The 21,622-nt window shown below is 70.8% G+C and carries 21 protein-coding genes; all 21 read right to left on the bottom strand.

The window, feature by feature from the left end; genetic code table 11:
* Positions 1–126: 126 nt before the first annotated feature.
* The 21 genes from AC1DYG_RS14710 to AC1DYG_RS14610 all read right to left on the bottom strand — a co-directional run bounded on the left by AC1DYG_RS14710 (position 127) and on the right by AC1DYG_RS14610 (position 21,542).
* Positions 127–465, bottom strand: coding sequence for a P-II family nitrogen regulator (locus tag AC1DYG_RS14710; RefSeq protein WP_344131170.1), 339 nt, complete (start codon positions 463–465; stop codon positions 127–129).
* Complete coding sequence (locus tag AC1DYG_RS14705) at positions 462–1,880, bottom strand: ammonium transporter (protein WP_477640607.1); 1,419 nt, start codon at positions 1,878–1,880, stop codon at positions 462–464. The genes AC1DYG_RS14710 and AC1DYG_RS14705 overlap by 4 nt, the downstream gene beginning before the upstream one ends.
* 107 nt (positions 1,881–1,987) lie before the next feature.
* On the bottom strand, positions 1,988–2,938 hold the full coding sequence (locus AC1DYG_RS14700) for a hypothetical protein (protein WP_477640606.1): 951 nt from the start codon (positions 2,936–2,938) through the stop codon (positions 1,988–1,990).
* A gap of 40 nt (positions 2,939–2,978) precedes the next feature.
* On the bottom strand, positions 2,979–3,635 hold the full coding sequence (locus AC1DYG_RS14695; protein ID WP_477640605.1) for a maleylpyruvate isomerase N-terminal domain-containing protein: 657 nt from the start codon (positions 3,633–3,635) through the stop codon (positions 2,979–2,981).
* Positions 3,636–3,739: 104 nt separating this feature from the next.
* Complete coding sequence (locus tag AC1DYG_RS14690) at positions 3,740–4,699, bottom strand: hypothetical protein (protein WP_477640604.1); 960 nt, start codon at positions 4,697–4,699, stop codon at positions 3,740–3,742.
* Complete coding sequence (locus AC1DYG_RS14685) at positions 4,696–5,157, bottom strand: hypothetical protein (RefSeq protein ID WP_477640603.1); 462 nt, start codon at positions 5,155–5,157, stop codon at positions 4,696–4,698. Before AC1DYG_RS14685 ends, AC1DYG_RS14690 begins: the two co-directional genes overlap by 4 nt.
* 58 nt (positions 5,158–5,215) lie before the next feature.
* Positions 5,216–6,019 carry a phosphotransferase gene (locus AC1DYG_RS14680; protein WP_477640602.1) on the bottom strand — a complete coding sequence of 268 codons (804 nt, stop codon included), beginning with the start codon at positions 6,017–6,019 and terminating at the stop codon, positions 5,216–5,218.
* On the bottom strand, positions 6,012–7,235 hold the full coding sequence (gene ftsY, locus AC1DYG_RS14675; protein WP_477640601.1) for a signal recognition particle-docking protein FtsY: 1,224 nt from the start codon (positions 7,233–7,235) through the stop codon (positions 6,012–6,014). Before ftsY ends, AC1DYG_RS14680 begins: the two co-directional genes overlap by 8 nt.
* A 66-nt stretch (positions 7,236–7,301) precedes the next feature.
* Entirely contained in the window at positions 7,302–9,998 is a 2,697-nt protein-coding gene (locus AC1DYG_RS14670; RefSeq protein WP_477640600.1) for a WD40/YVTN/BNR-like repeat-containing protein, read from the bottom strand.
* A gap of 174 nt (positions 9,999–10,172) precedes the next feature.
* A complete protein-coding gene (locus AC1DYG_RS14665; RefSeq protein ID WP_477640599.1) occupies positions 10,173–10,442 on the bottom strand; it encodes a hypothetical protein in 270 nt (89 codons plus the stop codon).
* A gap of 107 nt (positions 10,443–10,549) precedes the next feature.
* Entirely contained in the window at positions 10,550–14,122 is a 3,573-nt protein-coding gene (smc, locus tag AC1DYG_RS14660) for a chromosome segregation protein SMC (protein WP_477640681.1), read from the bottom strand.
* A gap of 299 nt (positions 14,123–14,421) precedes the next feature.
* Positions 14,422–14,718: a chorismate mutase gene (locus tag AC1DYG_RS14655; protein WP_477640680.1), complete on the bottom strand. Its 297-nt coding sequence runs from the start codon at positions 14,716–14,718 to the stop codon at positions 14,422–14,424.
* Between the two features lie 41 nt (positions 14,719–14,759).
* Positions 14,760–14,951, bottom strand: coding sequence for a hypothetical protein (locus AC1DYG_RS14650; protein ID WP_179420502.1), 192 nt, complete (start codon positions 14,949–14,951; stop codon positions 14,760–14,762).
* Between the two features lie 197 nt (positions 14,952–15,148).
* Positions 15,149–15,445: an acylphosphatase gene (locus AC1DYG_RS14645; RefSeq protein WP_477640598.1), complete on the bottom strand. Its 297-nt coding sequence runs from the start codon at positions 15,443–15,445 to the stop codon at positions 15,149–15,151.
* A 69-nt stretch (positions 15,446–15,514) separates the two neighbouring features.
* The gene (gene mutM / locus AC1DYG_RS14640) at positions 15,515–16,384 is read right to left on the bottom strand and encodes a bifunctional DNA-formamidopyrimidine glycosylase/DNA-(apurinic or apyrimidinic site) lyase (protein WP_477640597.1); all 870 of its coding nucleotides are present in this window, start codon (positions 16,382–16,384) and stop codon (positions 15,515–15,517) included.
* 74 nt (positions 16,385–16,458) lie between these two features.
* Positions 16,459–17,265, bottom strand: coding sequence for a ribonuclease III (rnc, locus tag AC1DYG_RS14635; protein WP_477640679.1), 807 nt, complete (start codon positions 17,263–17,265; stop codon positions 16,459–16,461).
* 53 nt (positions 17,266–17,318) lie between these two features.
* On the bottom strand, positions 17,319–17,513 hold the full coding sequence (gene rpmF, locus AC1DYG_RS14630; protein ID WP_056922518.1) for a 50S ribosomal protein L32: 195 nt from the start codon (positions 17,511–17,513) through the stop codon (positions 17,319–17,321).
* Between the two features lies 1 nt (position 17,514).
* A complete protein-coding gene (locus AC1DYG_RS14625) occupies positions 17,515–18,132 on the bottom strand; it encodes a YceD family protein (protein ID WP_477616926.1) in 618 nt (205 codons plus the stop codon).
* Between the two features lie 195 nt (positions 18,133–18,327).
* The gene (locus AC1DYG_RS14620) at positions 18,328–20,388 is read right to left on the bottom strand and encodes an acyltransferase family protein (RefSeq protein WP_477640678.1); all 2,061 of its coding nucleotides are present in this window, start codon (positions 20,386–20,388) and stop codon (positions 18,328–18,330) included.
* A 52-nt stretch (positions 20,389–20,440) separates the two neighbouring features.
* A complete protein-coding gene (gene coaD, locus AC1DYG_RS14615) occupies positions 20,441–20,938 on the bottom strand; it encodes a pantetheine-phosphate adenylyltransferase (protein ID WP_477640596.1) in 498 nt (165 codons plus the stop codon).
* A gap of 25 nt (positions 20,939–20,963) precedes the next feature.
* On the bottom strand, positions 20,964–21,542 hold the full coding sequence (locus AC1DYG_RS14610) for a hemerythrin domain-containing protein (RefSeq protein WP_477640595.1): 579 nt from the start codon (positions 21,540–21,542) through the stop codon (positions 20,964–20,966).
* Positions 21,543–21,622 lie beyond the last annotated feature (80 nt).

Raw genomic sequence — 21,622 nt, 5'->3', positions numbered from 1 at the left:
GCGCCGATCCCGCCCCTTCCTGCGGCACCCGTGGCCAGAAGTCCGGGTTGGGGCGCGTGAAGGCGCCCGGCCCCGCGAACGGGACCGGGCGCCATACCCAGTGGTTGTGTTGCTTGTTGGATCGGGTTAGAGGGCGTCGACGCCGCGTTCTCCGGTGCGGACCCGGACCACGTCCTCGACGGGGATGGTCCAGATCTTGCCGTCGCCGATCCGGCCGGTCTGAGCCGCCTTGAGGATGACGTCGGCCACCGAGGTGGCGTCGATGTCGTCGACGAGGACCTCCACCCGCACCTTCGGCACGAAGTCGACGGTGTACTCGGCACCGCGGTAGACCTCGCTGTGTCCGCGCTGCCGACCGTAGCCGGACGCCTCGCTGACGGTCATGCCGGAGATGCCGTAGGCCTCCAGGGCCTCCTTCACCTCGTCGAGCTGGTGGGGCTTGATGATCGCGGTCACGAGCTTCATGCGGACGCTCCCTCAGGGGTCTTGGCAGGCTTGGCGGACGAGGTCGAGACTGCACCGGAGGAGCCGAACCGGCCGCCGGTGAACCCGCTGAGCTCGTAGGCCGACTCGCCGTGCTCGCTCTGGTCGATGCCGTCGGACTCGACGTCCTCGGTGACCCTCCAGCCCAGGGTGTACTTCAGGGCCAGCGCGATCACCGCAGTCAGGATGCCACTGATGAGCAGCGACGCGAACGCGATGATGATCTGCACGACCAGCTGCTTGGCGCCGCCGCCGTAGAACAGACCCGCCCCGGTGGCGAGCAGACCCGCACCGATGGTGCCCCAGAGACCGGCGACCAGGTGGACACCGACCACGTCGAGGCTGTCGTCGTAGCCGAAGCGGTACTTCAGGCCGACCGCGAGGGCGGACAGGCCACCGGCGACCACACCGAGGATGAGCGAACCCAGCGGCGACAGCGCGCCGCAGGCCGGGGTGATGGCGACCAGGCCGGCGACGACGCCCGAGGCGCCACCGATCGACGTGGCGTGGCCGTCGCGGATCTTCTCCACGAGGAGCCACCCGAGCATCGCGGCACAGGTGGCGGCGGTGGTGTTGAGCCACACCGTCGAGGCGAGGCCGTCCGCCGCGAGCTCGGAGCCCGCGTTGAACCCGAACCAGCCGAACCACAGCAGACCCGCGCCGAGCATCACGACCGGCACGTTGTGCGGGCGCATCGCCTGGCTGCCGAAGCCGAGCCGCTTGCCGACGATGAGTGCGAGCACCAGACCCGCGATACCGGCGTTGATGTGCACGACCGTGCCACCGGCGAAGTCGATCGGCAGCACGTTGGCCACGCCGTCGGTCGCGCCGAAGATCTTGGCCGACAGGCCGCCCTCCGCGCCGGACAGGACTCCGCCGCCCCACACCATGTGCGAGATCGGGAAGTAGACGATGGTCGCCCAGATGCCGGAGAAGACCAGCCAGGTGCTGAACTTGACGCGGTCAGCGACGGCGCCGCTGATCAGCGCGACGGTGATGACGGCGAAGGTGAGCTGGAAGCCGACGAAGACGGTCTCGGGGATGAACACGTCGACGCCGAACACGTCGATCAGTCGCGAGCCGTCCTCACCGATGACGTTCTTGAGGCCGAACAGGTGGAAGGGGTTGGTGAACAGGCCGGCGATGTCGGACGAGCCGTCCTGCAGGTTGCCGAAGGACATGGAGTAGCCCCACAACACGTAGATGACGCCGACGACGCCGAGGGCCCCGAACGACATCATGATCATGTTGAGGACGGACTTGGCTCGCGTCATGCCGCCGTAGAACAGCGCGAGACCTGGGGTCATGAGCAGGACCATCGAGGCGGCGACGAGCATGAAGGCGGTCGCGGCCTCGTTGATCGTGGGGTCTGCCACTGGCAGCAGTGCTGGAGTCATGGCCAGAACTGTGACGGGGCGGCGTTTCGGGGCGTGCCGGAGTTTGTTACAGCCGTGTTAGCGGAACCGCGTGCGGGTAAGCATCAGGTTTCGGACCGCGCCACGTCTCACATCGTGGGAGCGTCCGCCCTGGCGAGGTAGCGCTCCCCCATCGAGGTGAGCTCGTCGTCGTCCACCAGCCGCCCGAACTGCACCAACGCCTGCGCAGGCGCGCGCAAGGCCTCCCACTGCTCGCCCTCGACGAGGATGTCGCAGAGCATCAGGCGCAGGTCGGGAGCCACGGGGCGGCCGGTCCGTTCGCAGGCGTCGATGGCCTCACCGAGCAGGGTCGCCGCGGTCTGCGGGTCGCCGCCCTGCCACAGCACCATCGACTCGACCTCCGCGAGGGCGACTCGCAGCTCGACGGTGACGTGGAGGTCCACCAAGCGCCGGGCCCGCTCGAGGACGTCTGCCGCGCGCGGGTCGTCGGTGGCGGCCATCGCCCGCGCTGCCATCACGGCGGCTTCGGCCGCCCAACCGCCGTCGCCCGCCTGCTCGTAGAGGTGGGAGGCCCGCAGGACCATCACCGGCGCCTCGTCGGCCGGCGCGACCTGGGCCAGACCCATGAGGCCGCTCGCGGCGTGGGCGGGCTCCCCCAACGACTGCAGCTGCTCGACGTAGCCGCGTCCCGACGCCAGCGCGTCAGGATCTCCGACCAGGACCTCGACCGGAACCAGCGCCACCCGGCAGCGCAGGGTCTCGACCTCGTCGCCGGAGTCCGTGGCCGCCGCGAGCGCCTCAGCGAGCACGTGGCCAGCCGCAGGGTGGCCGGCCCCCAACAGCACCTGTCCGAGCCGCCGGTCGAGCACCGCCTGCAGCTGCAGCTCGGCTTCGCCCCGCGCCGGGAGCAGTTCCCCCCGCGCCTGCGCCCAGCCGTGCACGAGGTGGTCCATCCGGATGGGTTCGTGCCCGTCGGCGGCCCGCAGGAGCGCCTCGTGGAATCCCGCGATGTCGGCGGGCAAGGGCGTCTGCGCCTCGGCGAGCACGGCTGCCGGCAGGTGGTCTTGGTCGGGCTCCACGCCGGCGACTCTAGCGGGGTATGCCGCGGGCGCGCCGAGGTCAGAACGCCGAGATCGAGGCGGGTGCCCGCTGCGGGCGGCTCAGCCCGCGGACCACCGCGGTCTGGCCGTGGCGGCGGACCGCGACACCGGTGAGCAACCCCAGGACGGGCGTGAGGACACCCTCGGGGTAGGTCGGGGTGTCGAGCCCGACGCTGTCGGCCAGGTCGTCGCCGTGCACGACGAACTCCATCATCCGCGTCGTCAGGAAGTCCTCGGTCGTCAGCGACCAGCCCTGCCACGGGATGAAGATCGTGTCGGGGTCGCGCGATGCCCCGAGCAGGGCCGGAAGGTCGTCGGCCCACTCCCCAGCGAGCTCGAGAACGACGTCGGGACCGACCTGGGCGCCGTCGTTCTCACCGTCCCGGATGGACACGTTCACCTCGTCCTCCGGACCCGCCTCGACCCAGGCAGCCCGGGCGTAGTGCTCCAGCAGCGCGATCACCGGGGCACCGGCAGGGGCCTGGTCGGGCGTGGCTCGCAGGCCCCGCACGGTGTTGCCTGCCTGCTTGAGCAGGTGGTGGGCGAGACCTCCCACCGTCATGCCCGCGCAGGCGCTCTCGCGGCCCCAGGCGTCGCGCACCTCGGGGCGAGCAGCCAGGTCGAGGGACAGGTCCACGGCCGACAGGAACGCGGCCACGTGCTCAGCTCTGCTCACCTGACCGACCCTAACCGGCGGTGCCGACGGGGTCACGGCTCGCGATCCGAGCTTTGACGGTCGCGAGTTTGAAGCATCCTCCGGACCAGGACCCGCGGGATCCTTCAAACTCGCGACGCTGGAGCGGCTGGCCGTGGCGACCCGGGCTCAGGCTCAGGTGCGAGCGGGCTCGGTCGCGGACCCCCACGAAGGCGGCCCACCCGCGAACGCAGCCACGCGGCATACCTCTCGAGGGGGAGGAAGGCGAGCATCATCACGAGGTGCGGCCAGAAGGCGATGGTGATCGCGGCGTACGTCATGGCGTGGAAGACGAACCACCCGCCCACCACCCGCCGGCGCCACTTCTCGGACAGCAAGAAGATGATCGGCGAGGTGAGCTCGGCGCCCATGAGCACCCATTGGAACCAGTGCAGCGTCCACGGCACCTCGAGCAGCCACTGGGCCATCGGCGTCCCGCGACGCACGACCGCCCGCACCATGGTCGCCGAGTTGACCCAGTCCCAGCCGCCGAACCGGACCTTGGCCCAGGACGACAGGAAGTAGGTGGCGATGGCTGCCAGCTGGACGGCACGCAGGGCGAAGCCGGCCGCCTCGCTGCGGCGCTGGACGGACAGGTGGGCCATCCCCACTGTGGGCAGGAGCGCGAGCGCGACCACGAAGTCTGCCCGGTCGTGGTCGACCTTGCCGTAGGAGAAGGCGATGTACTGGTACCAGACCCAGCCGACGGCGACCGTCCACCCCAGCAACCGCGGCGCCCGGCCGGTCATTGCGGCCAGAGCAGCGAGCACGCAGCCCCACTTGAGGACCTGGACGAGCAGGACCGAGGCGGCGGGCAGGTGCAGGACCCTGCCCATGACGAGCGGTTCGTACCAGACGGGGTCTGCGTAGCCGTGGTACCAGCCGGACGTGTGCAGCAGCACCACGTCGACGATGACGAACGCGAAGACGAGCACGCGGAGCGCGGCCACCCGCGACACCGGCATCGGGGCGAACAGCCAGCCCGACAACCCCTGCGTCACGCGCTGGTCGGCCCCGGCCCCGCTCGCGCGGCGTCCGGTGCTCATGGCGCCTCCCACTGGGCGAGCACCTCGGTGCGGACCTCGCCGGTGGGCTTGCGGTCGACCACCACGATCAGGCGGCGTACGACACGCAGCGCGGTCCACTCGGCCGCCGTCGGGCGCAGCTCGGCGTGGCTGCGGGCCAGGGTGCCAAGGCGGGAGGGGTCGGCCTCGATCTGCGGGATCCGGCCCTCGACCTCGGCGCGGTTCAGGCCGACGTTCTCAGGCGTGAGTGGCGCGCGCACCCACTGCCCTGGCGCGTCGGCGGTCTGGACCTCGATGCCGGTCGACCACACCGAGCCGGTCGCGGCCTGGGACGTCGAGAACATCCGCCAGGGTCCGAACGGCCACCAGTGGTCGTTGCCCACGAGCGAGCCGGCGCAGAACACGACGGTGAAGGCGAGGACGACAGCCACGCGCCACGCCTTCGCCACTCGACCGAGTCGGTCCACCCCCGTTTCCACGCGCACAGGCTAAGCCATGACGGGTCTGCCGGTTGGTGTGCCGGCGCGACGGAGTTGGTCAGGCGATGGCCGCCGCGAACAGCTCGCGCCTGGACTCGAACCACGCCGCGTCGAGCAGTGGGCGCGCGGCATGACCTTCGGACACCATGCGCACGAACGCCGGATCTCCTTGCGCTGCAAGGTCTTCCACCGTGCGGGACTGCTCGACCATGCGGCGCAGCACCGCGTCGGGGACCTCGGCGCGCAAGTCCGTATCCGCGGCATACCCGTCCAGGACCGCCGCGAACTTGTGCAGCCGATCGGCCAGGGTGACCACTCCCATCTCCCTGCGGACGGCGGACTGGTCGTGCCACAACGGCGTCCACGACCACAGGGCGTAGGCGAGGTCCTCGACCGGTCGTCCCGGAGAGGCGAAGTCGAAGTCGATGACCGCGAACGAGCCGTCGGGGCGCAGCACGGTGTTGTAGGTGCCGACGTCGTGGTGGACGACCACCTCGCCGGCCCGCAGCCTCCGACCCGGCACGACCCGCCAGGGCAGCGCGGGGTCGGGTTCGAAACCCGCCTGCGCATCGTGGAAGGCCCGCAACCACGCCCCGATCGCGCGGCACGCCTCCACCGTCTGGAACTCGGTCCCGAGCGGCTCCGGTCCCAGCGTCCCCGCGACACCGTCAAGGTATGACGCGACCTCGCGTCCCAGCGCATCGGTGCCCATCGCGCGGGGTGCGGCCTCGAAGCCGGCCGACTCGAGGTGGTCGAGCAGGGCGTGGACGGCGGGGGTCCAGTGACCGGCCTGACGCCGGACCGTGTCGCCGACGCGGACGACCAGTCCGGTGTTGCCGCCAGTCAGCCGCTCCTCAGGCAAGAAGGGCGTCGACGAAGGCCTCGGGGTCGAACGGTGCGAGGTCGTCCGGACCTTCCCCCAGCCCCACGAGCTTGACGGGGACGCCGAGCTTGCGCTGCACCGAGACCACGATGCCGCCCTTGGCGGTGCCGTCGAGCTTGGTGAGCACGATGCCGGTCACATTGACGACCTGGGCGAACACCTCGGCCTGGCGCAGGCCGTTCTGGCCTGTGGTGGCGTCGAGGACGAGCAGCACCTCGTCGATCGGGCTCTGCTTCTCGATGACCCGCTTGACCTTGCCCAGCTCGTCCATCAGGCCGACCTTGTTGTGGAGCCGTCCGGCGGTGTCGATGAGCACGACGTCGGCCTCCATCTCGGCCCCTGCCTTGACGGCGTCGAAGGCCACGGCCGCAGGGTCGGCGCCGTCACGGTCGGAGCGGACGGTCGGCACGCCGACGCGGGCTCCCCACGTCTCCAGCTGGTCGGCGGCAGCAGCGCGGAAGGTGTCGGCGGCGCCGAGCACGACGTCCTTGTCCTCGGCGACCAGCACGCGGGCCAGCTTGCCGACCGTGGTGGTCTTGCCCGTGCCGTTGACGCCGACGACCAGCACCACCGCAGGGCGGCCGTCCACCCGCGAGCTGACGACCGTGCGGTCGAGCGTCGGGTCGACCAGCCGCAGCAGGTCCTCGCGGAGCCAGCCGCGCACCGTGGCCTCGTCGGTCGTGCCCTCGATCTTGACCCGGGCACGCAGCGTCTCGACGAGCTCGGTGCTGGCCTCGACCCCCAGGTCGGAGGCGATGAGGGTGTCCTCGACCTCCTCCCACGCGGCTTCGTCGAGCTTGCCGCGGGACAGCAGGGCGAGCAGCCCGTGCCCGAGGGCGGTGTTGGAGCGCGCCAGTCGCGCGCGGAGCCGCTGAAGGCGTCCCGCCGGCGCGTCCGGGCGGTCGAGCGTCGGCGTCGGCTCGGCTGAGGGCAGGGACTCCGCCGGCGGGGCCGGCAGCGTGTCGACCGAGCCGGCGTCCTCGATGGAGCGCTTCGGGGCGTCGCGTGGTGGTTCGGCGTCGTCACCGACTCCGGGCAGGACGTCAGTGGAGCCTGTGCCGCGGGTCGGCTCGGGTGCCGACTTCCCCCGGCCCCCGCGTCCGCGCAGAAGTCCCAGCAACACCGCGCCCAGGACCACGAGGAGCCCGACGGCGACGGCAATCCATTCCCACAGCTGATCGATCACGCGCGCCATCCTCTCATCCGGGGAGCGCCACGCAGACCGGGCGACCACCTTCGGCACCGGATGATGCGGTTACTCCTACTGGGGAACGGCCACGCTCCAGATGCCACGGCCGTGGGTGGCGGCGTAGACGTTGCCGTCAGGACCAGCCTCCAGGTCCATGACCACCGTGCTCGGCAGTCCGGAACCCAGCACCTGCCAGGAGGTCGCCCCCGGCGCCCGGTAGAAGGCACCAAGGTCGGTGCCCACCACCAGCGCGCCGTTGGACAGGCGCTTGACGGTGCTCGACGGGACATCCGGCAGGTTGGTGCTCACGTCAGTCCACGTGGCACCTCCGTCGGTCGTCTCGTACACGTGACCGACACCCGCGCCGGGGCCTTCGGTGAACCGGCGCGAGAAGCCGTTGATCGCGGCATACGCGTGGTTTCCACTGGCGGGGTCGATGGCAAGGCCCTGGACGAACCGCAGCGGGAAGCTGGCGGCCAACGTGAGCTGGTGCCAGGTGCCTCCCGCGTTGGTCGCGATGCCCCGCGCGAACCCGGCGTTGTTGCACGGTCCGCACCACGACACGTAGGCCGTGCCGCCCTGCATCGCCACCGCAGTCGCCGAGTGCCCGGCTCCGAGGTCGAACGCCTTGGTCAGGTCGGCCGCGCTGCGCGTGGCCGTCCAGCCCTTGGTGCCGACGTAGACGTAGCGACCGCCGAAGATGAAGTGGTCGGAGGCTGCGCCGTCGAGCGCGATCGGGGCGATGAAGCGAGGCGACGGGTCACCCGGGTCGAGTGACCACGAGCTCGCGTCGGCCTCGCTCAGCGCACCGGGGTTGAGGGCGCAGTTGTTGGTGATCTTCACCGCGAGGTTGACGTATTCCTGCAGCTGGTTGCACCCGTTGGCCGGATCAGCGGCGCCGTCCCCACCGTCACCACCGAAGTTCGAGCCCATCCCGGTGTCGGCGTTGGTGCCGTTCGGGGCGACCTTGAACAGGTTGGACACCCCGTTGTCCTGCAGGCCACCCGAGACCACGACACCACTGCCGTTCTTGGTGTCACGACCCACGGAGACCGAGTAGTACTGCAGGGCGTCCATGGTGCCGTCCGTCGTCGTCGACACCAGGTCGGTGGCATTGCCGTTGGCGTTCACCGCGCCGTTGACCGGGCGTCGGTAGACACCGCCGTCGTTGCCGAAGAAGACGACCGGAGCGCCGCCTGCGGTCCCCACCGTCACGGAGTGCTGGTCGGGGTGACCCGCCAGCGGGCAGGTGTTCTTGCTGTCGGCGATGTTCCAGCACGGGAAGTAGAAGTTCCAGTACGGCGAGACGGCCGACCAGTGCGAACCGGCGTCCTTGGTCTCGAACACCTCTTCCAGACCCGCCCAGACGTGGTCGCGGTTGGCCGGGTCGACGGTGAGGAACTGGTTGTACCAGGCCTGCACGCCCACGCCGTAGCCCTTGCGGTCCAGGGCCGAGCCGCTGTTGTGCAGCTGGGCCTGGTCGGCGATCTTGTTCCACGGCCCGTTGGGCGAGCCGGTCTTGGAGACGAAAATGCCTGCCAGAGAAGAGGATGCGGCGATCTTGCTCGGCTGCTGCACCAGCGCGTAGAGCCGGTCACCGGTCTTGCTGAACGCGAACGTCGTGTAGCCCACGTCGCTCGTGTTCGTGATGCTGCCGAGGGTCACCGACAGCTTGTGCCAGCCCGACGGGCCGGTGGTGAAGTCGTTGGTCTCGTAGAACCCGTTGTAGGTGTCGCCCGAGCGCCAGCCGAGGGCGGCGATCACGTGCTTGGGGTTCTTGGGGTCCACCGCGATGTCGTTGACGATGTTCTTGTATGCCGCGTTGGTGGGTCCCGAGGCCGTGTTGCCTCCCCAGTCGCTGCCCGCCGGCACGAGCACGTTCCCCGCGTCGTCCTTGATCTCGGGCATCCAGCTCATGTTGGGCGCGAAACCGAAGGTCCAGGCGCCGGCCTTGGTGCCGGCGGCGTGGTACCAGATGCCGCGGTTGGTCGCGGCGAAGACGGTCGAGCCGCCGCCCCAGCGGACCCGGCCGATCGTGGTCGACTCGAGCTCCTTGCCGCCGACCCGGTCGGTCGGTGCAAAGGAACCGGACGTCGGGTTGGCCAGGCGGAAGACACCGGCGCCCACGTAGGAGGTCGCACCGGTGTTGGACTCTCCGGTGGCGAACCACAGGGAGCCGTCACCCGCCAGCTGCAGGTCGCCCGAGCTGAGCGAGGGCAGCGAGTCGGCGATGGGCGTCCAACCGCCACCACCCTGGGAGGAACGCCAGACCCCGCCGTCGGCCCCGGCGGCATACACGTGGTTGGCGGCGTCAGCCGCGAGGCCCGTGATGCGTCCGGTGACGTGGCCGGCTCCGCCGGAGGAGTTGGAGTACCAGTCCCGGTAGCGCGGGTCGTCCGCGTCGTAGGGCACCTTGGTGACCTCGTTCCAGGTGCCGGGGCTGTGCTGCATGGCCTGCATCTGGGCGAACGCTGAGCCATAGGCGCCGGGCGCCACGATCCCCGAGGGAGCGGTGCGGGCCTGGTCGAACTGCTCGGCGATCGTGACCGCTTCCTTGGACTCGTTCTGTGCCTCGGCGGGGTTGCCGCCGGCGATCATCAGCGCCTTCTCCATGACGGCGGCGTTGTAGTGCCGGTCCCGCCACTGGTACTTCAGCCATGCCTCGTTGAGCTCGTGCCGGCCGAGGAAGCCGGCGGCTCCGCCGACAACCAGTGCCAGTCCGGCGCCGCCGGCGATCAGCCTGCGGGCTCGGGGTGTGAACGATGCCATGCGCGCATCTCCTCCTGGAGGGATAGGACCCGATCGGGTCCGCCCCAGCATCCAGCCACCGCACAGAAAGCACCCATGACAAATGTCATGGGTGCCGACGGTCAGTTGCCTGCTGACCTGCGCAAACGCGTCAGGTGTCAGGTGTCAGGTTCAGGTGTCAGACAGCCTCAGGTGTCAGACGGCGCGGTGACGGCCAGCGTCGTCGATGCCGTCGCCCGAGCCGCCGCTGGTCACGGTGTCACTGACCTTTTCCTTGGCGGACGTGATCGCGTCGCCGGTCTTCTCCAGCGTCGACTCGGTCTTCTCCTTGACCACGGCGATGAGCTCCTCGCCCTGCGGCGTCAGGAGCTCGCGGCCCTCACGACGCGCTGGAATGGCGACCAGGGCCACCACGGCAACCGCCAGTCCGACGCAGATGAGCATGCCGATGATGAGGGGGACCATGCTTCAAGGGTGCCCCGCGCGACGGGAATGCTCAAATCCGGCGCGCCGACGACGACTCCGCTGCGGCGCGACGAAGGAGCGACGCAGGGAGGAGGCGCGCCCAAAAATCAGGCGCTCTGCGCCGCCACGTCGCGGATTCGCTGCGAAACCACAGTGGTCACACCGTCACCACGCATCGACACACCGTAGAGCGCGTCGGCGACCTCCATGGTGCGCTTCTGGTGGGTGATGACGATGAGCTGGCTCGAGTCGCGCAGCTCCTCGAACAGCGTGATCAGGCGGCCGAGGTTGGCGTCGTCGAGGGCGGCCTCCACCTCGTCCATGATGTAGAACGGGCTGGGCCGGGCCTTGAAGATCGACACCAGCAGGGCGACCGCGACCAGCGACCGCTCACCACCGGAGAGCAGTGAGAGCCGCTTGATCTTCTTGCCCGGTGGGCGCGCCTCCACCTCGATGCCGGTCGTGAGCATGTTGGCCGGGTCGGTGAGGGTCAGCTTGCCCTCGCCGCCGGGGAAGAGTCGGCTGAAGACACCCTCGAACTGGGCTGCGGTGTCGTGGAAGGCCTCGGTGAAGACGCGCTCCACGCGCTCGTCGACCTCGCGGACGATGTCGAGCAGGTCGCGCTTGGACTTCTTGAGGTCCTCGAGCTGTTCGGTGAGGAACTTGTGCCGCTCCTCCAGTGCCGCGAACTCCTCGAGCGCCAGCGGGTTGACGCGGCCCAGGGCGTTCAGTGCGCGCTCGGCCTTGCGCAGCCGCTTCTCCTGGGTCTCGCGGACGTACGGCCCGGGCTCGGGGATCTCGTCGGGGTTGTCGTCCGGGCCGACGACGAACGGCACGAGCTGGTGGGGACCGAAGTCCTCCATCAGTGCCTCGGGGGAGATGCCGAGCTCCTCGACGGCTTTGGCCTGCATGGCCTCGATGCGCAGCCGTTGCTGGGTGCGGGCCACCTCGTCGCGGTGCACCGTGTCGGTGAGCTCGCGCAGGTCGTCCTGGAGGGCGGAGACCTCGCGCCGCACGACGGTGAGCGCCTGGTCGCGTTCGGTGCGCTCCTGCTCGGCGACGGCGCGCTGGCGGGCCGCGGTGTCCAGGGCGCCGGCGATCAGCGTGCTGGCGTAGGACGCGCCGCGCCGGACGGCCTCGGCCACCGTGGCCTCGCGCTTGCGACGTTCCTGGCGGGCGGCAAGTCGCTGGCGGGCGGCCAGCTCGTTGCGCGCGGCCCCCTCGAGGGAGTCGGCGCGGCCCTTGAGGGCCCGAGCCCGCTCCTCCTTGGTGCGCAGGGTCAGCCGCAGCTCGGTCTCGGCCGTACGTCCACGACTGGCCTCGAGCTCGAGGCGATCACGCTCGTCGGTGCTGGGGTCCTGCGACTCGGTCGGCTCGGCGCTGGCCTCGTCGAGGCGATCGGTCAGCTCGGCGAGCTCGCGGCGGTCGTTCTCGAGGCCGGCCGTCGCGTCGGCGATGGAGCGTTCGGTGCGCTCGGCCTCGGCCTTGGCCGACCGGACGGTGGCGCCGAGGTGGCCGAGCCGCTCGGCCACGGCAGCCATCTTGGCGTCGGAGTCGTGCAACCGCTCGAGGGCGGCCTCGACGTCGTCGGTGGCCACGCGGTGCCGCTCCTGCGCGGAGGTCAGCGCGAACCGCGCCTGCTCCCCACGGCGGGTGGCATCGGCGACCCGGTCGCGCGTCTCGTCGACGGCCGACTGGATCTCGATGAGGCTCGGCGCGTGGCTGCTGCCGCCGCGGACGAACCCCGGGGCGAACACGTCGCCATCGGTGGTCACGGCCGTGATGCCCTCACCCCGGGCGACGAGCGCTGCCGCGAGGGCGGGATCGGAGACGAGGGCGACCCGGTCGAGGAGCTGCTCGACGGCCGGGCGGACCGTGGCCGGGGCCTCGACGACCTCGCGGGCCCAGACAGCGGATCCCTCGAGTTGCGGCCAGCTTGACGGATCGCTCGACGAGGCCGTCTGGCCGACGAGGAAGGCGGCCCGACCGGCGTCGTCGGCACGCAAGGTGGTGAGCGCGCGAGCGGCGTGCTCGACCGACTCGACCGCGAGGGCGTCGCCCGCCCAACCCAAGGCCGCGGCGATGGCCGCCTCGTGACCACCCTTGACCTGGAGCAGCGATGCGACGGATCCGACGATGCCGTGCCGCGAGTCGGCGGCCGCGAGCAGGGTGGCGGCTCCGTCCTTGCGCGACAGGCTGAGCTCGAGGGCCTCGAGCCGGGCGGTGCCGCTGGTGCGGTCGCGTTCGGCGAGGCGCTCGGCCTCGCGGTGCTGCTCGACCTCGGCCTCGACCTGCTCGAGGACGGCGGCGGCCTTCTCGTAGGCCGAGTCCAGCCCCTCCTCACCCTCCTCGTCGACAGCGACGGAGGCCTCGAGGGTGTTGAACTCCTGCTCCGCGGCAGCGGCTCGTTGCAGGGACTGCTCGATCACGCCGCGCAGGCGACCGATCTCCGCCTCACCGGCTTCGAGACGACTCTTGCGGGCACCGACCTGGCCGGCCAGCTTGGCCAGCCCCTCGCGACGGTCAGCGGCTGCGCGGGCGAGCCGCTGCAGGCGCTGCTGCTCCGCGGCATACGCCTGCTCGGCAGCCTCGCGAGCGGCGACGGCGCCCTCGAGCTCGGTCCTTGCCTCGCGCACCTCGGCGAGGAGGGCTTCCTCCTGCTTGCGCGCCTCGACGGCCTGCGCGCGCAGCTCCTCCGGGTCGCGACCCGACGTCTGCTCGTCCTGGGTGTCCTGCGAGAGAAGGCGGACGCGCTCGGCGGCGAGCGACTCGGTGGAGGTGAGCTTGTCGCGCAGCTGCTGCAGGCTGAACCAGCGCTCCTGGGCCCTGGCGAGCTCGGGCGCCGCGTCCTGGGCCTGCTGCTCGAGCGTGGCCAGACGGCTCCGCAGCGTGGTCAGGCCCTCCTCGATCTCGGTGCGCTTGGCGATCAGGGCGGTCTCGTCAGCGACCTCCTGTTCAAGCGTGGAGGTGAGCTGGACCAGGTCGTCGGCGAGCAGCCGCAGGCGGGCGTCGCGGGCGTCGGCCTGGATGACGGCAGCCTTGCGGGCGGCTTCGGCCTGACGGCCGAGCGGGCCGAGCTGGCGGCGGATCTCACCGGTCAGGTCGTTGACCCGGGTGAGGTTGGCCTCCATCGACTCGAGCTTGCGGAGCGCCTTCTCCTTGCGCTTGCGGTGCTTGAGGACCCCGGCAGCCTCCTCGATGAAACCGCGTCGCTCCTCCGGGGTGGCGCGCAGCACGGCGTCGAGCTGGCCCTGGCCGACGATGACGTGCATCTCGCGACCGATACCGGAGTCGGACAGCAGCTCCTGCACGTCGAGCAGTCGGCAGGAGGTGCCGTTGATGGCGTACTCCGAGCCGCCGTTGCGGAACATCGTCCGCGCGATCGTGACCTCGGTGTAGTCGATCGGCAGCGCGCCGTCGGTGTTGTCGATCGTGAGCGCCACCTCGGCGCGACCCAGCGGAGCGCGTCCCGCGGTGCCGGCGAAGATGACGTCCTCCATCTTGCCGCCGCGCAGGCTCTTGGCGCCCTGCTCCCCCATCACCCAGGCCAGTGCGTCGACGACGTTCGACTTGCCGGAGCCGTTGGGGCCCACGATGCAGGTGATGCCGGGTTCGAGGCGCATCGTGGTCGCCGAGGCGAAGGACTTGAAGCCCTTCAGGGTCAGGCTCTTGACGTACACGAGCGGGTCGGCTCCTGGTTCGTGGCTGGCGGGGTCCGCCTGGGCTGGCTGTGCGTGGGCCACCTTACCTGCGGGAGGGACGCGGTCCCGGCACCTTTCGCCGTCCTGCGTTGCCTGTGCACCGTGAGACTGGAGTGACGCCAGAGGTATGCCGCGCCGCCCCCACCCAGCGCCACGTCGGCACCCAGCCACCCCACCCCTCTGCGACTTGTTGCCCGGAGATCGTCACCGGACCCCCGTTTCGGCCCGTCTGTGACCACCAGGCGGCACCAAGTCGGGGGACGGAGGCGCTGGGAGAGTCAGGAGCCGGCGATGGCCTCGTGGTGGTGGATGACCTCGGCGATCACGAAGTTGAGGAACTTCTCGGCGAACGTCGGGTCGAGCCCGGCCTGGTCGGCGAGGTCGCGCAACCGCGCGATCTGGGCCTCTTCGCGCGCGGGGTCAGCAGGCGGCATACCCTCGCGGGCCTTGAGCTCACCCACCTGCTGGGTGCACTTGAACCGCTCGGCGAGCAGGTGGACCAGGGCCGCGTCGATGTTGTCGATGCTCGCACGGAGGCGCAAGAGATCATCGGGTGTCGAACTGGACGAACGCAGCCCAGGTCCTGGTGCGGAACCGGGTGTCTGTGCGGGCGAACTCACCCGGCAATCGTAGGCATGCCCGCCGCCACGACGTCGGGCTGTCTCAGATCCTCACGAAGCTGGTCGTTGTCTCGCTGCAGACGTTCGACGAGGAACTCGAGGTCACGCACGCGGCGGCGCAGTTCGACGGTCTCGAGCATCAGTCGCGGGTCGGACGCCACGCGATAGCCCACCAGGGCCTTGGCCATGTCGACTCCTTCTCCGCAGACGTCGGGGGTCGCGTCCTGCGGGTGCCCGAACCGGGCATCTCTCAGGGTGGCATCCGGATTCCGTAGGGTCAATGGCGCTTCGGTGAGCTCACGTCCGTTCCCGTGGTTTCACCTGCGGGAGCGCCGCGCTCGGCAGCTCGCCTCGACGCTCACGTCTCGTGCTCACTTCTCGACGTTCACTTCTCCACAAACCCTGCGAGCCCATCGCGCGGTGAACCCCAGGTCGTCACGCAGGTGTGCACGTCGCCCGGCCGCAGGTGCTGCGACGGTCGCTCCTCGATGAGTGCCACCAGCTCGCGGATCCGCTCCTCGTCACCTTGCGCCACCACCTCGACCCGACCGTCGCCGGCGTTGCGGGCATGCCCGACCAGACCGAGCTCCAGGGCCCGCGCACGGGTCCACCAGCGAAAACCCACGCCCTGCACCCGGCCGTGCACCCAGATGACCGCGCGGGCGGGACCGTTGTGATCCATCTGCACCACCTCTCGGTTCAGTTGTACCGCCGCAGGACCCGTCCTGTCAGCCGCGGCGCAGTCGAGTCGTCAGCCGTGCCGCGGCCGAGGGCGGGGCTGGCATCGGGGGCAGGAGAACGACGACCGGTTCATGAAGGCCTCCCGCCGGATCGGCGTGCCGCACCGGTCGCACGGCCGCCCCTCCTGTCCGTAGGCGTGCAGCGACCGGTCGAAGTAGCCCGACGCCCCGTTGACGTTGACGTACAACGCGTCGAAGCTCGTGCCACCCTCCCCCAGCGCCGCCAGCATCACCTCTCGGGCGTGGTCGAGGATGCGCGCCAGAGCCGGCTTGGTGAGCGAGGAGCAGAGCCGCTCTCCGTGCACCTGGGCGCGCCACAGCGCCTCGTCGGCATAGATGTTGCCCACCCCCGAGACGAGGGACTGGTCGAGCAGCGCCCGCTTGACCGCTGAGTCGCGGGTCTTCATCCGGCGAACCACCGCCGCCTGGTCGTAGGCCGCCTCGAGCGGGTCGGGCGCGATGTGCGCGATCGTCTCGGGCACCAGTGCCTCAGTCAGCTCCGCGAGCGCCATCCCGCCGAAGGTCCGCTGGTCGACGAACCGCAGCTCGGGGTCGCCGTCGGTGAACGTGAACCGCGCGTGCAGGTGCTTCTCCTCGGGCGCCCCAGCGGGTTCCACGAGCAGCTGGCCGCTCATCCCCAGGTGCGCGATCAGCCCCTGCTGGTGGCCGTCGGGGCCGCGGAGCACCAGCCAGAGGTACTTGCCCCGCCGTCGCACCTCTTCGACGTGGTTTCCCTCGAGCCGCGCGGCGAGGTCGAGCGGCCCGGGCAGGTGACGCCGCGCCACCCGCTGGCCGCGGAACTCGGCAGCCTCGATGGTGCGCCCCCTGACGTGGTCGGCCAGACCGCGGCGGACCACCTCGACCTCGGGCAGCTCAGGCATGGCGCAACTCAAGCATGCGGGACCGACACCCCTGCGGCTCGGCCCTCAGGCATCGGGGTATGCCGCGTGCTCGCCTAGGAGGGCGAGCCCGCCACGGCGTCCTCGTCGGCCAGGAGCACGGCGTCGTCTGACAGGACGGTGCCCGACGCAGCAGCCGCCACGCCGGCGGCGGCCACGCTGGCGGCGGCACGCGCGCTCAGCGCACGCCAGGCCAGCTCGGCAGCGCGCTGCTCGGCTTCCTTCTTGGACCGCCCGGTGCCGGTGCCCAGCACCTCGTCGCCCACGACCGCCTGGGCGTGGAACGTCTTCTCGTGGTCGGGGCCCTCTTCGTCGACGCGGTACTCCGGCACACCTTGGGCCGTGGACGCGCCCAGCTCCTGCAGGCTGGTCTTCCAGTCCAGGCCGGCGCCGAGAGTGGCGCTGGCCGCCATGAGGGGGTCGAGGAGGTGGTGCACGAGGTTGGCCGCGGCCGCCATGCCGCAGGACAGGTAGACCGTCCCGATGACGGCCTCCATGGTGTCGGCGAGGATCGAGGCCTTGTCGCGGCCCCCGGTGCTCTCCTCGCCGCGACCGAGCATCACGTGGTCACCCAGACCGAGGGTGCGGGCCACGTCGGCCAGCGCCCGCATGTTGACGACGGCGGCACGCAGCTTGGCGAGCTGCCCCTCGGGCAGGTCGGGGTGCGTGGCATACAACGTGTCGGTGACCACGAGCCCGAGGACCGAGTCGCCGAGGAACTCGAGGCGCTCGTTGTTGGGCAGACCACCGTTCTCGTACGCGTACGAGCGGTGCGTGAGGGCACGCTGGAGCAGCGACTCGTCGACCGGGCTGCCCACCACCTCGGTGAGGTGCTGGACGAAGCCGTCGACGGGCCGCTGCATCGCGCTGTCCCCCGGGAGGGACGGAGTGGGACTCACGCGCGGTTCAGACTGACTCAGCCCTGGTGTTCGGTGCGCTCGGCCGGCGTGTAGTGACGACCCTTGTAGGTGCCACAGGACGGGCAGGCGATGTGGGGCTGCATGGCAGCCTTGCACTGCGGGCACGTGGTGAGCGTGGTCGCCGTCGCCTTCCAGTTCGCACGACGCGAACGGGTGTTGGAGCGCGACGTCTTCCGCTTCGGGACAGCCACGTCAGTTCCTCTTCTCTTCGGTGTTGCTGTGGGTGGTGCCCTGGGCGCTGCCCAGGAGGTCGGTGTTCTCCGGGGACAGCGCGCTCAGCGCAGCCCACCGGGGGTCGAGCACATCGTGGTGGTGCTCCGGGTCGTCCGCCAGGCGCGCTCCACACTCGGAGCACAGTCCCGGACAGTCGTCCCGGCACACGGGCTTGAACGGCAGTGCAGGCACCACCGTGTCCAGGAGCACGGGTTCGAGGTCGAACAGGTCTCCCACGAGCGTGTGCTCCTCGGTCTCGTCGTCGTCCGCTCCCACCTCACGGTGGTGGGCGGCGCGATCGGCGTAGGCGAACAGCTCCTGGAAGTTCCCGTCGACCTCGCGGCTGACAGGGTCCAGGCACCGCACGCAGGCGCCGGTCGCCGTGGCGCGGACCGAGCCGGTGACCAGCACGCCCTCGACGACGGACTCGAGCCGGAGTTCCAGCTCGATCGTTGACCCCTGCGGGACCGCGATGACGTCCGTGCCGAAGTCGGCAGGTGCCTCGATCGTGCGCTGCAGGCGTTCCATCGAACCGGGTCGCCGACCGAGGTCCGTGGTGTCGAAGACCAGCGGCGATCGGGGATTCAGGTGTTCCATGGCTCCAGCAGACGTCGAGTGACTCGGACTTCGCCTCGGGCGAGGACAAGACCGACGCACGAGATTACCGGAGCACGGCCCAGTCCCCCAAATGCAAGGGTATGCCGGGTGGCCCAGGCCGCCCTGTTGGAAGCGAAACTGCCGGATTTCCGGAAGTTTCGCTTCCAACAGGGCGGGCAGGAGTCGGACAGGGCTTCAGCGTGTCGCAGGTGACGGGACGGCCCGCTCCAGCGCGGCTCCCAGGACCGGCGCCAGGGTGTTGACGTAGGTCGCAGTGAGGTGGTCGCCGGCCCGGTGGATGGCGACGTTGCCGATGGCGATGGGACAGCGTTGCACGGGGCAGATCCACTCCGTGAGGTCGACCAGCGGCGTGCCGGAGACGGTGCTCGCCTCGCGCTGGGCGGGCAGCCCGCTGCCGGCGACGGCTGCGTCCCGGCCGAACGCGCATCGGCTCAGCTCGTGCGGGTGTCTGGCCGTGCAGACGTCGAGGTCGTTGGGCGACACCGGGCTGTCCCCCAGCACGACGACGGGGATGCCGGCGTCGCGCAGCCCGGTCCAGCGGTCCGCCATACCCGCCACGAGCGCAGCAGTCGTGGCGTGGCCGCCGTCCCAAGCCGTCGAGGCGTACCCGGACGTCAGGACCAGGTCTGGAGGATCGGCCCGGAGCCGGTCCAGGACGCGGCGGTTCCACTCGTCGCACGCCGGGTAGGGCCTGCCCTCGTTCTGGGCACGGCCGGCGGCGAAGGCGCAGGCCGACTTGCCGTAGGTCACGATCCGCCAGCCGCGTTCGGGAGCCAGCCGTTCGAGCGCCGGCAGCCACTGCATCGCCTTGGAGTCCCCCACCAGGGCCACCGTGGTCGGTGCCCCCGACACCCCGAACTCACAGGTCACCGGCTCCTCGACCAACCGGTCCACCTGGCACCGGTCGACGTCAGCCTTGGGACGGTCCCTGCCGGCGAGCTGCGGGTCGGGGGTCAGCCACTCCCAGTCGTCGACGGCGTAGGTAGCCGGGTCCGTGCTCGGAGGCGAAGCCAGCGTGGCCGCGCCGAGGGTCTCGATCGCTGGGCGGGCGCCAGCGGCCGGCGTGGTCCGGAACGGCGACGACGCCTGGGTGAGCGGGACCGCGGCCAGGGCCCCCACCGCGGACAGCGCGAGTCCCATCGCGAGGACGGGGCGGGTGCGGGCGGCCAGGGCCCGGCTGTGGTGGATCGGGCTCTCCAGGAACCGGTGGCTAACCCAGGCCGGAACGACGGCGAGGGCGACGGCCAGCGCCCGCTGCGTCGCGCCGAGCCCGTCGAATGCCCACTCGCTGAGGACCAGGGTCGGCCAGTGCCAGAGGTAGAGCGAGTACGACAGGCCGCCGATCCAGACCATCGGTGCCGTGCCCAGGACGCGGACCGGGCCGGACGGTGTCCCGGTCCAGCCGGCATACAAGACCGCGGCGGCGCCCAGGGTGGGCACCAGGGTCCACGCGCCGGGTGTGACAGCCCCGGCCGGCAGCCAGCAGGCAGAGCCCAGGACCGCGGCGAGCCCCACCCAGCCGACGGCAGCGTCCACCAGCCCCGTGCCACGTGACGACGCAGCGGCCGAGCCCTCGTCGGTATGCCGCGTCGGCGCCACCCTGCCGGCGCACCAGACCGCGAGCGCCGCACCGACCGCGAGCTCCCACGCCCGCGTGGTGGTGACGAAGTAGACCCGTGCCGGGTCGACGGCACCCAGCCACACGGCATACCCGAAGGAGGGCACGGCGATGGCGGCCAGCAGGGCGCCCACCGCGCCCACCGTGGGAGGCCGACCCAGCCGGCGCAGGACGAGGGCCAGCGCGATCAGCGCGAGCGGCCAGATGACGTAGAACTGCTCCTCGACCGCCAGCGACCAGAAGTGCTGCACCGGTGAAGGGATGCTGTCCGAGGCGAGGTAGTCGACGGCCCGGTGCGAGAACACCCAGTTGACGACGTACAGGGCCGCACCGGCGACGTCGGTGCCGATCTCGCGGCGGCGCAGGCCCGGCACCACGGCCAGGGCGACGAGAGCAGTGACGACGAGGACGAGGATCGCGGCGGGCAGCAGGCGGCGGATCCGGCGACCCACGAAGCGGGCCCAGTCGATCGTGCTGGTGGTGACCAGCTCTCGGACCAGGAGGCTCGTGATGAGGAAGCCCGAGATGACGAAGAAGACGTCGACCCCGAGGAAGCCGTTCGGCAGCGGGACCCCGGCGTGGTAGGCCATCACGAGCAGGACGGCGATGGCTCGCAGCCCCTCGATGTCGGGCCGAAAGCGTTCCGGCCGTGGGGATTTCGAGGTCAGGTCACTGCTCCCGCAGGCGGGTCAGGAGGGCGTCCCGGACGCGGTCGCTGACCAGCCCGGAGACGTCGCCGCCATAGCGCGCGACCTCCTTGACCAGCGAGCTGGAGATGTGTTCGAGACTCGGGTCGCCCGGGAGGAAGACGGTCTCGATGCCGGTGAGGTGCCGGTTCATCAGGGCCATCGGCAGCTCGTAGGCGAAGTCGGTGCCGCCCCGCAGTCCCTTGACGATCGCCGTCGCGTCCAGCTCACGGCAGACGTCGACGAGCAGCCGGTCGGCGAACAGCTCGACCCGGACGTTGCCCAGGTCCGCACACCCGTCGAGGATGAGGTCGCGGCGCTCCTCGGGGCTGAAGGTCCCCCGCTTGGCCGGGTTGTGCAGCACCGCGACCACGACCTCGTCGTAGAGCGCCGCGGCGCGCCGGATGACGTCCGCATGGCCGAGCGTGACGGGGTCGTAGGAGCCGGGGCACACACACCGTCTCGTCACTGGGCTGGTCACACCGGCACGCTAGCAGCGCGCCCGGCTACTCCTTGTCGCCTTCGCCGTCCTCATCGCCTTCGTCGTCGGCCGGCAGGAGGCCCTCCTTGTGGGCCCGCGCCACGATCTCGCGGACGTTGGTGAGGGTTCCGACACCCTCCTCGAGGAGGCGGTTGCGCTCCGTCGCCCACTTCACCCCGAGGTCCTGGCGGACCTCCTCGGACACCTCGGTGCGGGCCGGGTTGAGGATGGTTTGCTCCTCCTCACCGATGTGGTGGTTCAAGGCGGTGGCCAGTTCCTCGACGGCGTCGTCGAACTTCTGGGTGTCAGTGCCCTTGCACTCCAGGAGCGCCAGCAGGGCCTCGTTGCCTTCGGCGTGCTCCTCCTCGCCGTGCTCGGCCTCGTGGGCCGTGATGGCGTCCTTGCGCTTGAGGCTCGCGTAGACCTTCGCCTCCTCCGCCTCGCCATGGGCGATGAGGACCGCGGCCAGGGTGGCGCGGGCCGCTTCGCGGTCCGCCGTGGCGTCCCGCAGGTCGCGCAGGAGTCCTTCGAAGAAGCGGTGGTCGTCGAGGATCAGCTCGACGACGTCGCCGTTGGTCGGTCGGGGAATCTCGTAGTCCGTCATGTGCATACCCTCTCCCACCTGCGGCGATGTCACACCTTGGGGCCTCGACGAGACGGCGTCCCACCCACCGGACGGCCGGT

The sequence above is a fragment of the Pedococcus sp. P1_H8 genome (assembly GCF_056405175.1).
The sequence above is the reverse complement of the archived record's forward strand: the minus strand, read 5'-3'. Positions and strand labels throughout refer to the sequence as shown.

Coding starts and splice junctions, on each gene's coding strand:
- AC1DYG_RS14710 (WP_344131170.1), bottom strand. CDS start 465: ATGAAGCTCGTGACCGCGATCATCAAGCCCCACCAGCTCGACGAGGTG.
- AC1DYG_RS14705 (WP_477640607.1), bottom strand. CDS start 1,880: ATGACTCCAGCACTGCTGCCAGTGGCAGACCCCACGATCAACGAGGCC.
- AC1DYG_RS14690 (WP_477640604.1), bottom strand. CDS start 4,699: ATGAGCACCGGACGCCGCGCGAGCGGGGCCGGGGCCGACCAGCGCGTG.
- ftsY (WP_477640601.1), bottom strand. CDS start 7,235: ATGGCGCGCGTGATCGATCAGCTGTGGGAATGGATTGCCGTCGCCGTC.
- AC1DYG_RS14670 (WP_477640600.1), bottom strand. CDS start 9,998: ATGGCATCGTTCACACCCCGAGCCCGCAGGCTGATCGCCGGCGGCGCC.
- AC1DYG_RS14665 (WP_477640599.1), bottom strand. CDS start 10,442: ATGGTCCCCCTCATCATCGGCATGCTCATCTGCGTCGGACTGGCGGTT.
- AC1DYG_RS14650 (WP_179420502.1), bottom strand. CDS start 14,951: ATGGCCAAGGCCCTGGTGGGCTATCGCGTGGCGTCCGACCCGCGACTG.
- AC1DYG_RS14645 (WP_477640598.1), bottom strand. CDS start 15,445: ATGGATCACAACGGTCCCGCCCGCGCGGTCATCTGGGTGCACGGCCGG.
- mutM (WP_477640597.1), bottom strand. CDS start 16,384: ATGCCTGAGCTGCCCGAGGTCGAGGTGGTCCGCCGCGGTCTGGCCGAC.
- rnc (WP_477640679.1), bottom strand. CDS start 17,265: ATGCAGCGGCCCGTCGACGGCTTCGTCCAGCACCTCACCGAGGTGGTG.
- AC1DYG_RS14625 (WP_477616926.1), bottom strand. CDS start 18,132: ATGGAACACCTGAATCCCCGATCGCCGCTGGTCTTCGACACCACGGAC.
- AC1DYG_RS14610 (WP_477640595.1), bottom strand. CDS start 21,542: ATGACGGACTACGAGATTCCCCGACCGACCAACGGCGACGTCGTCGAG.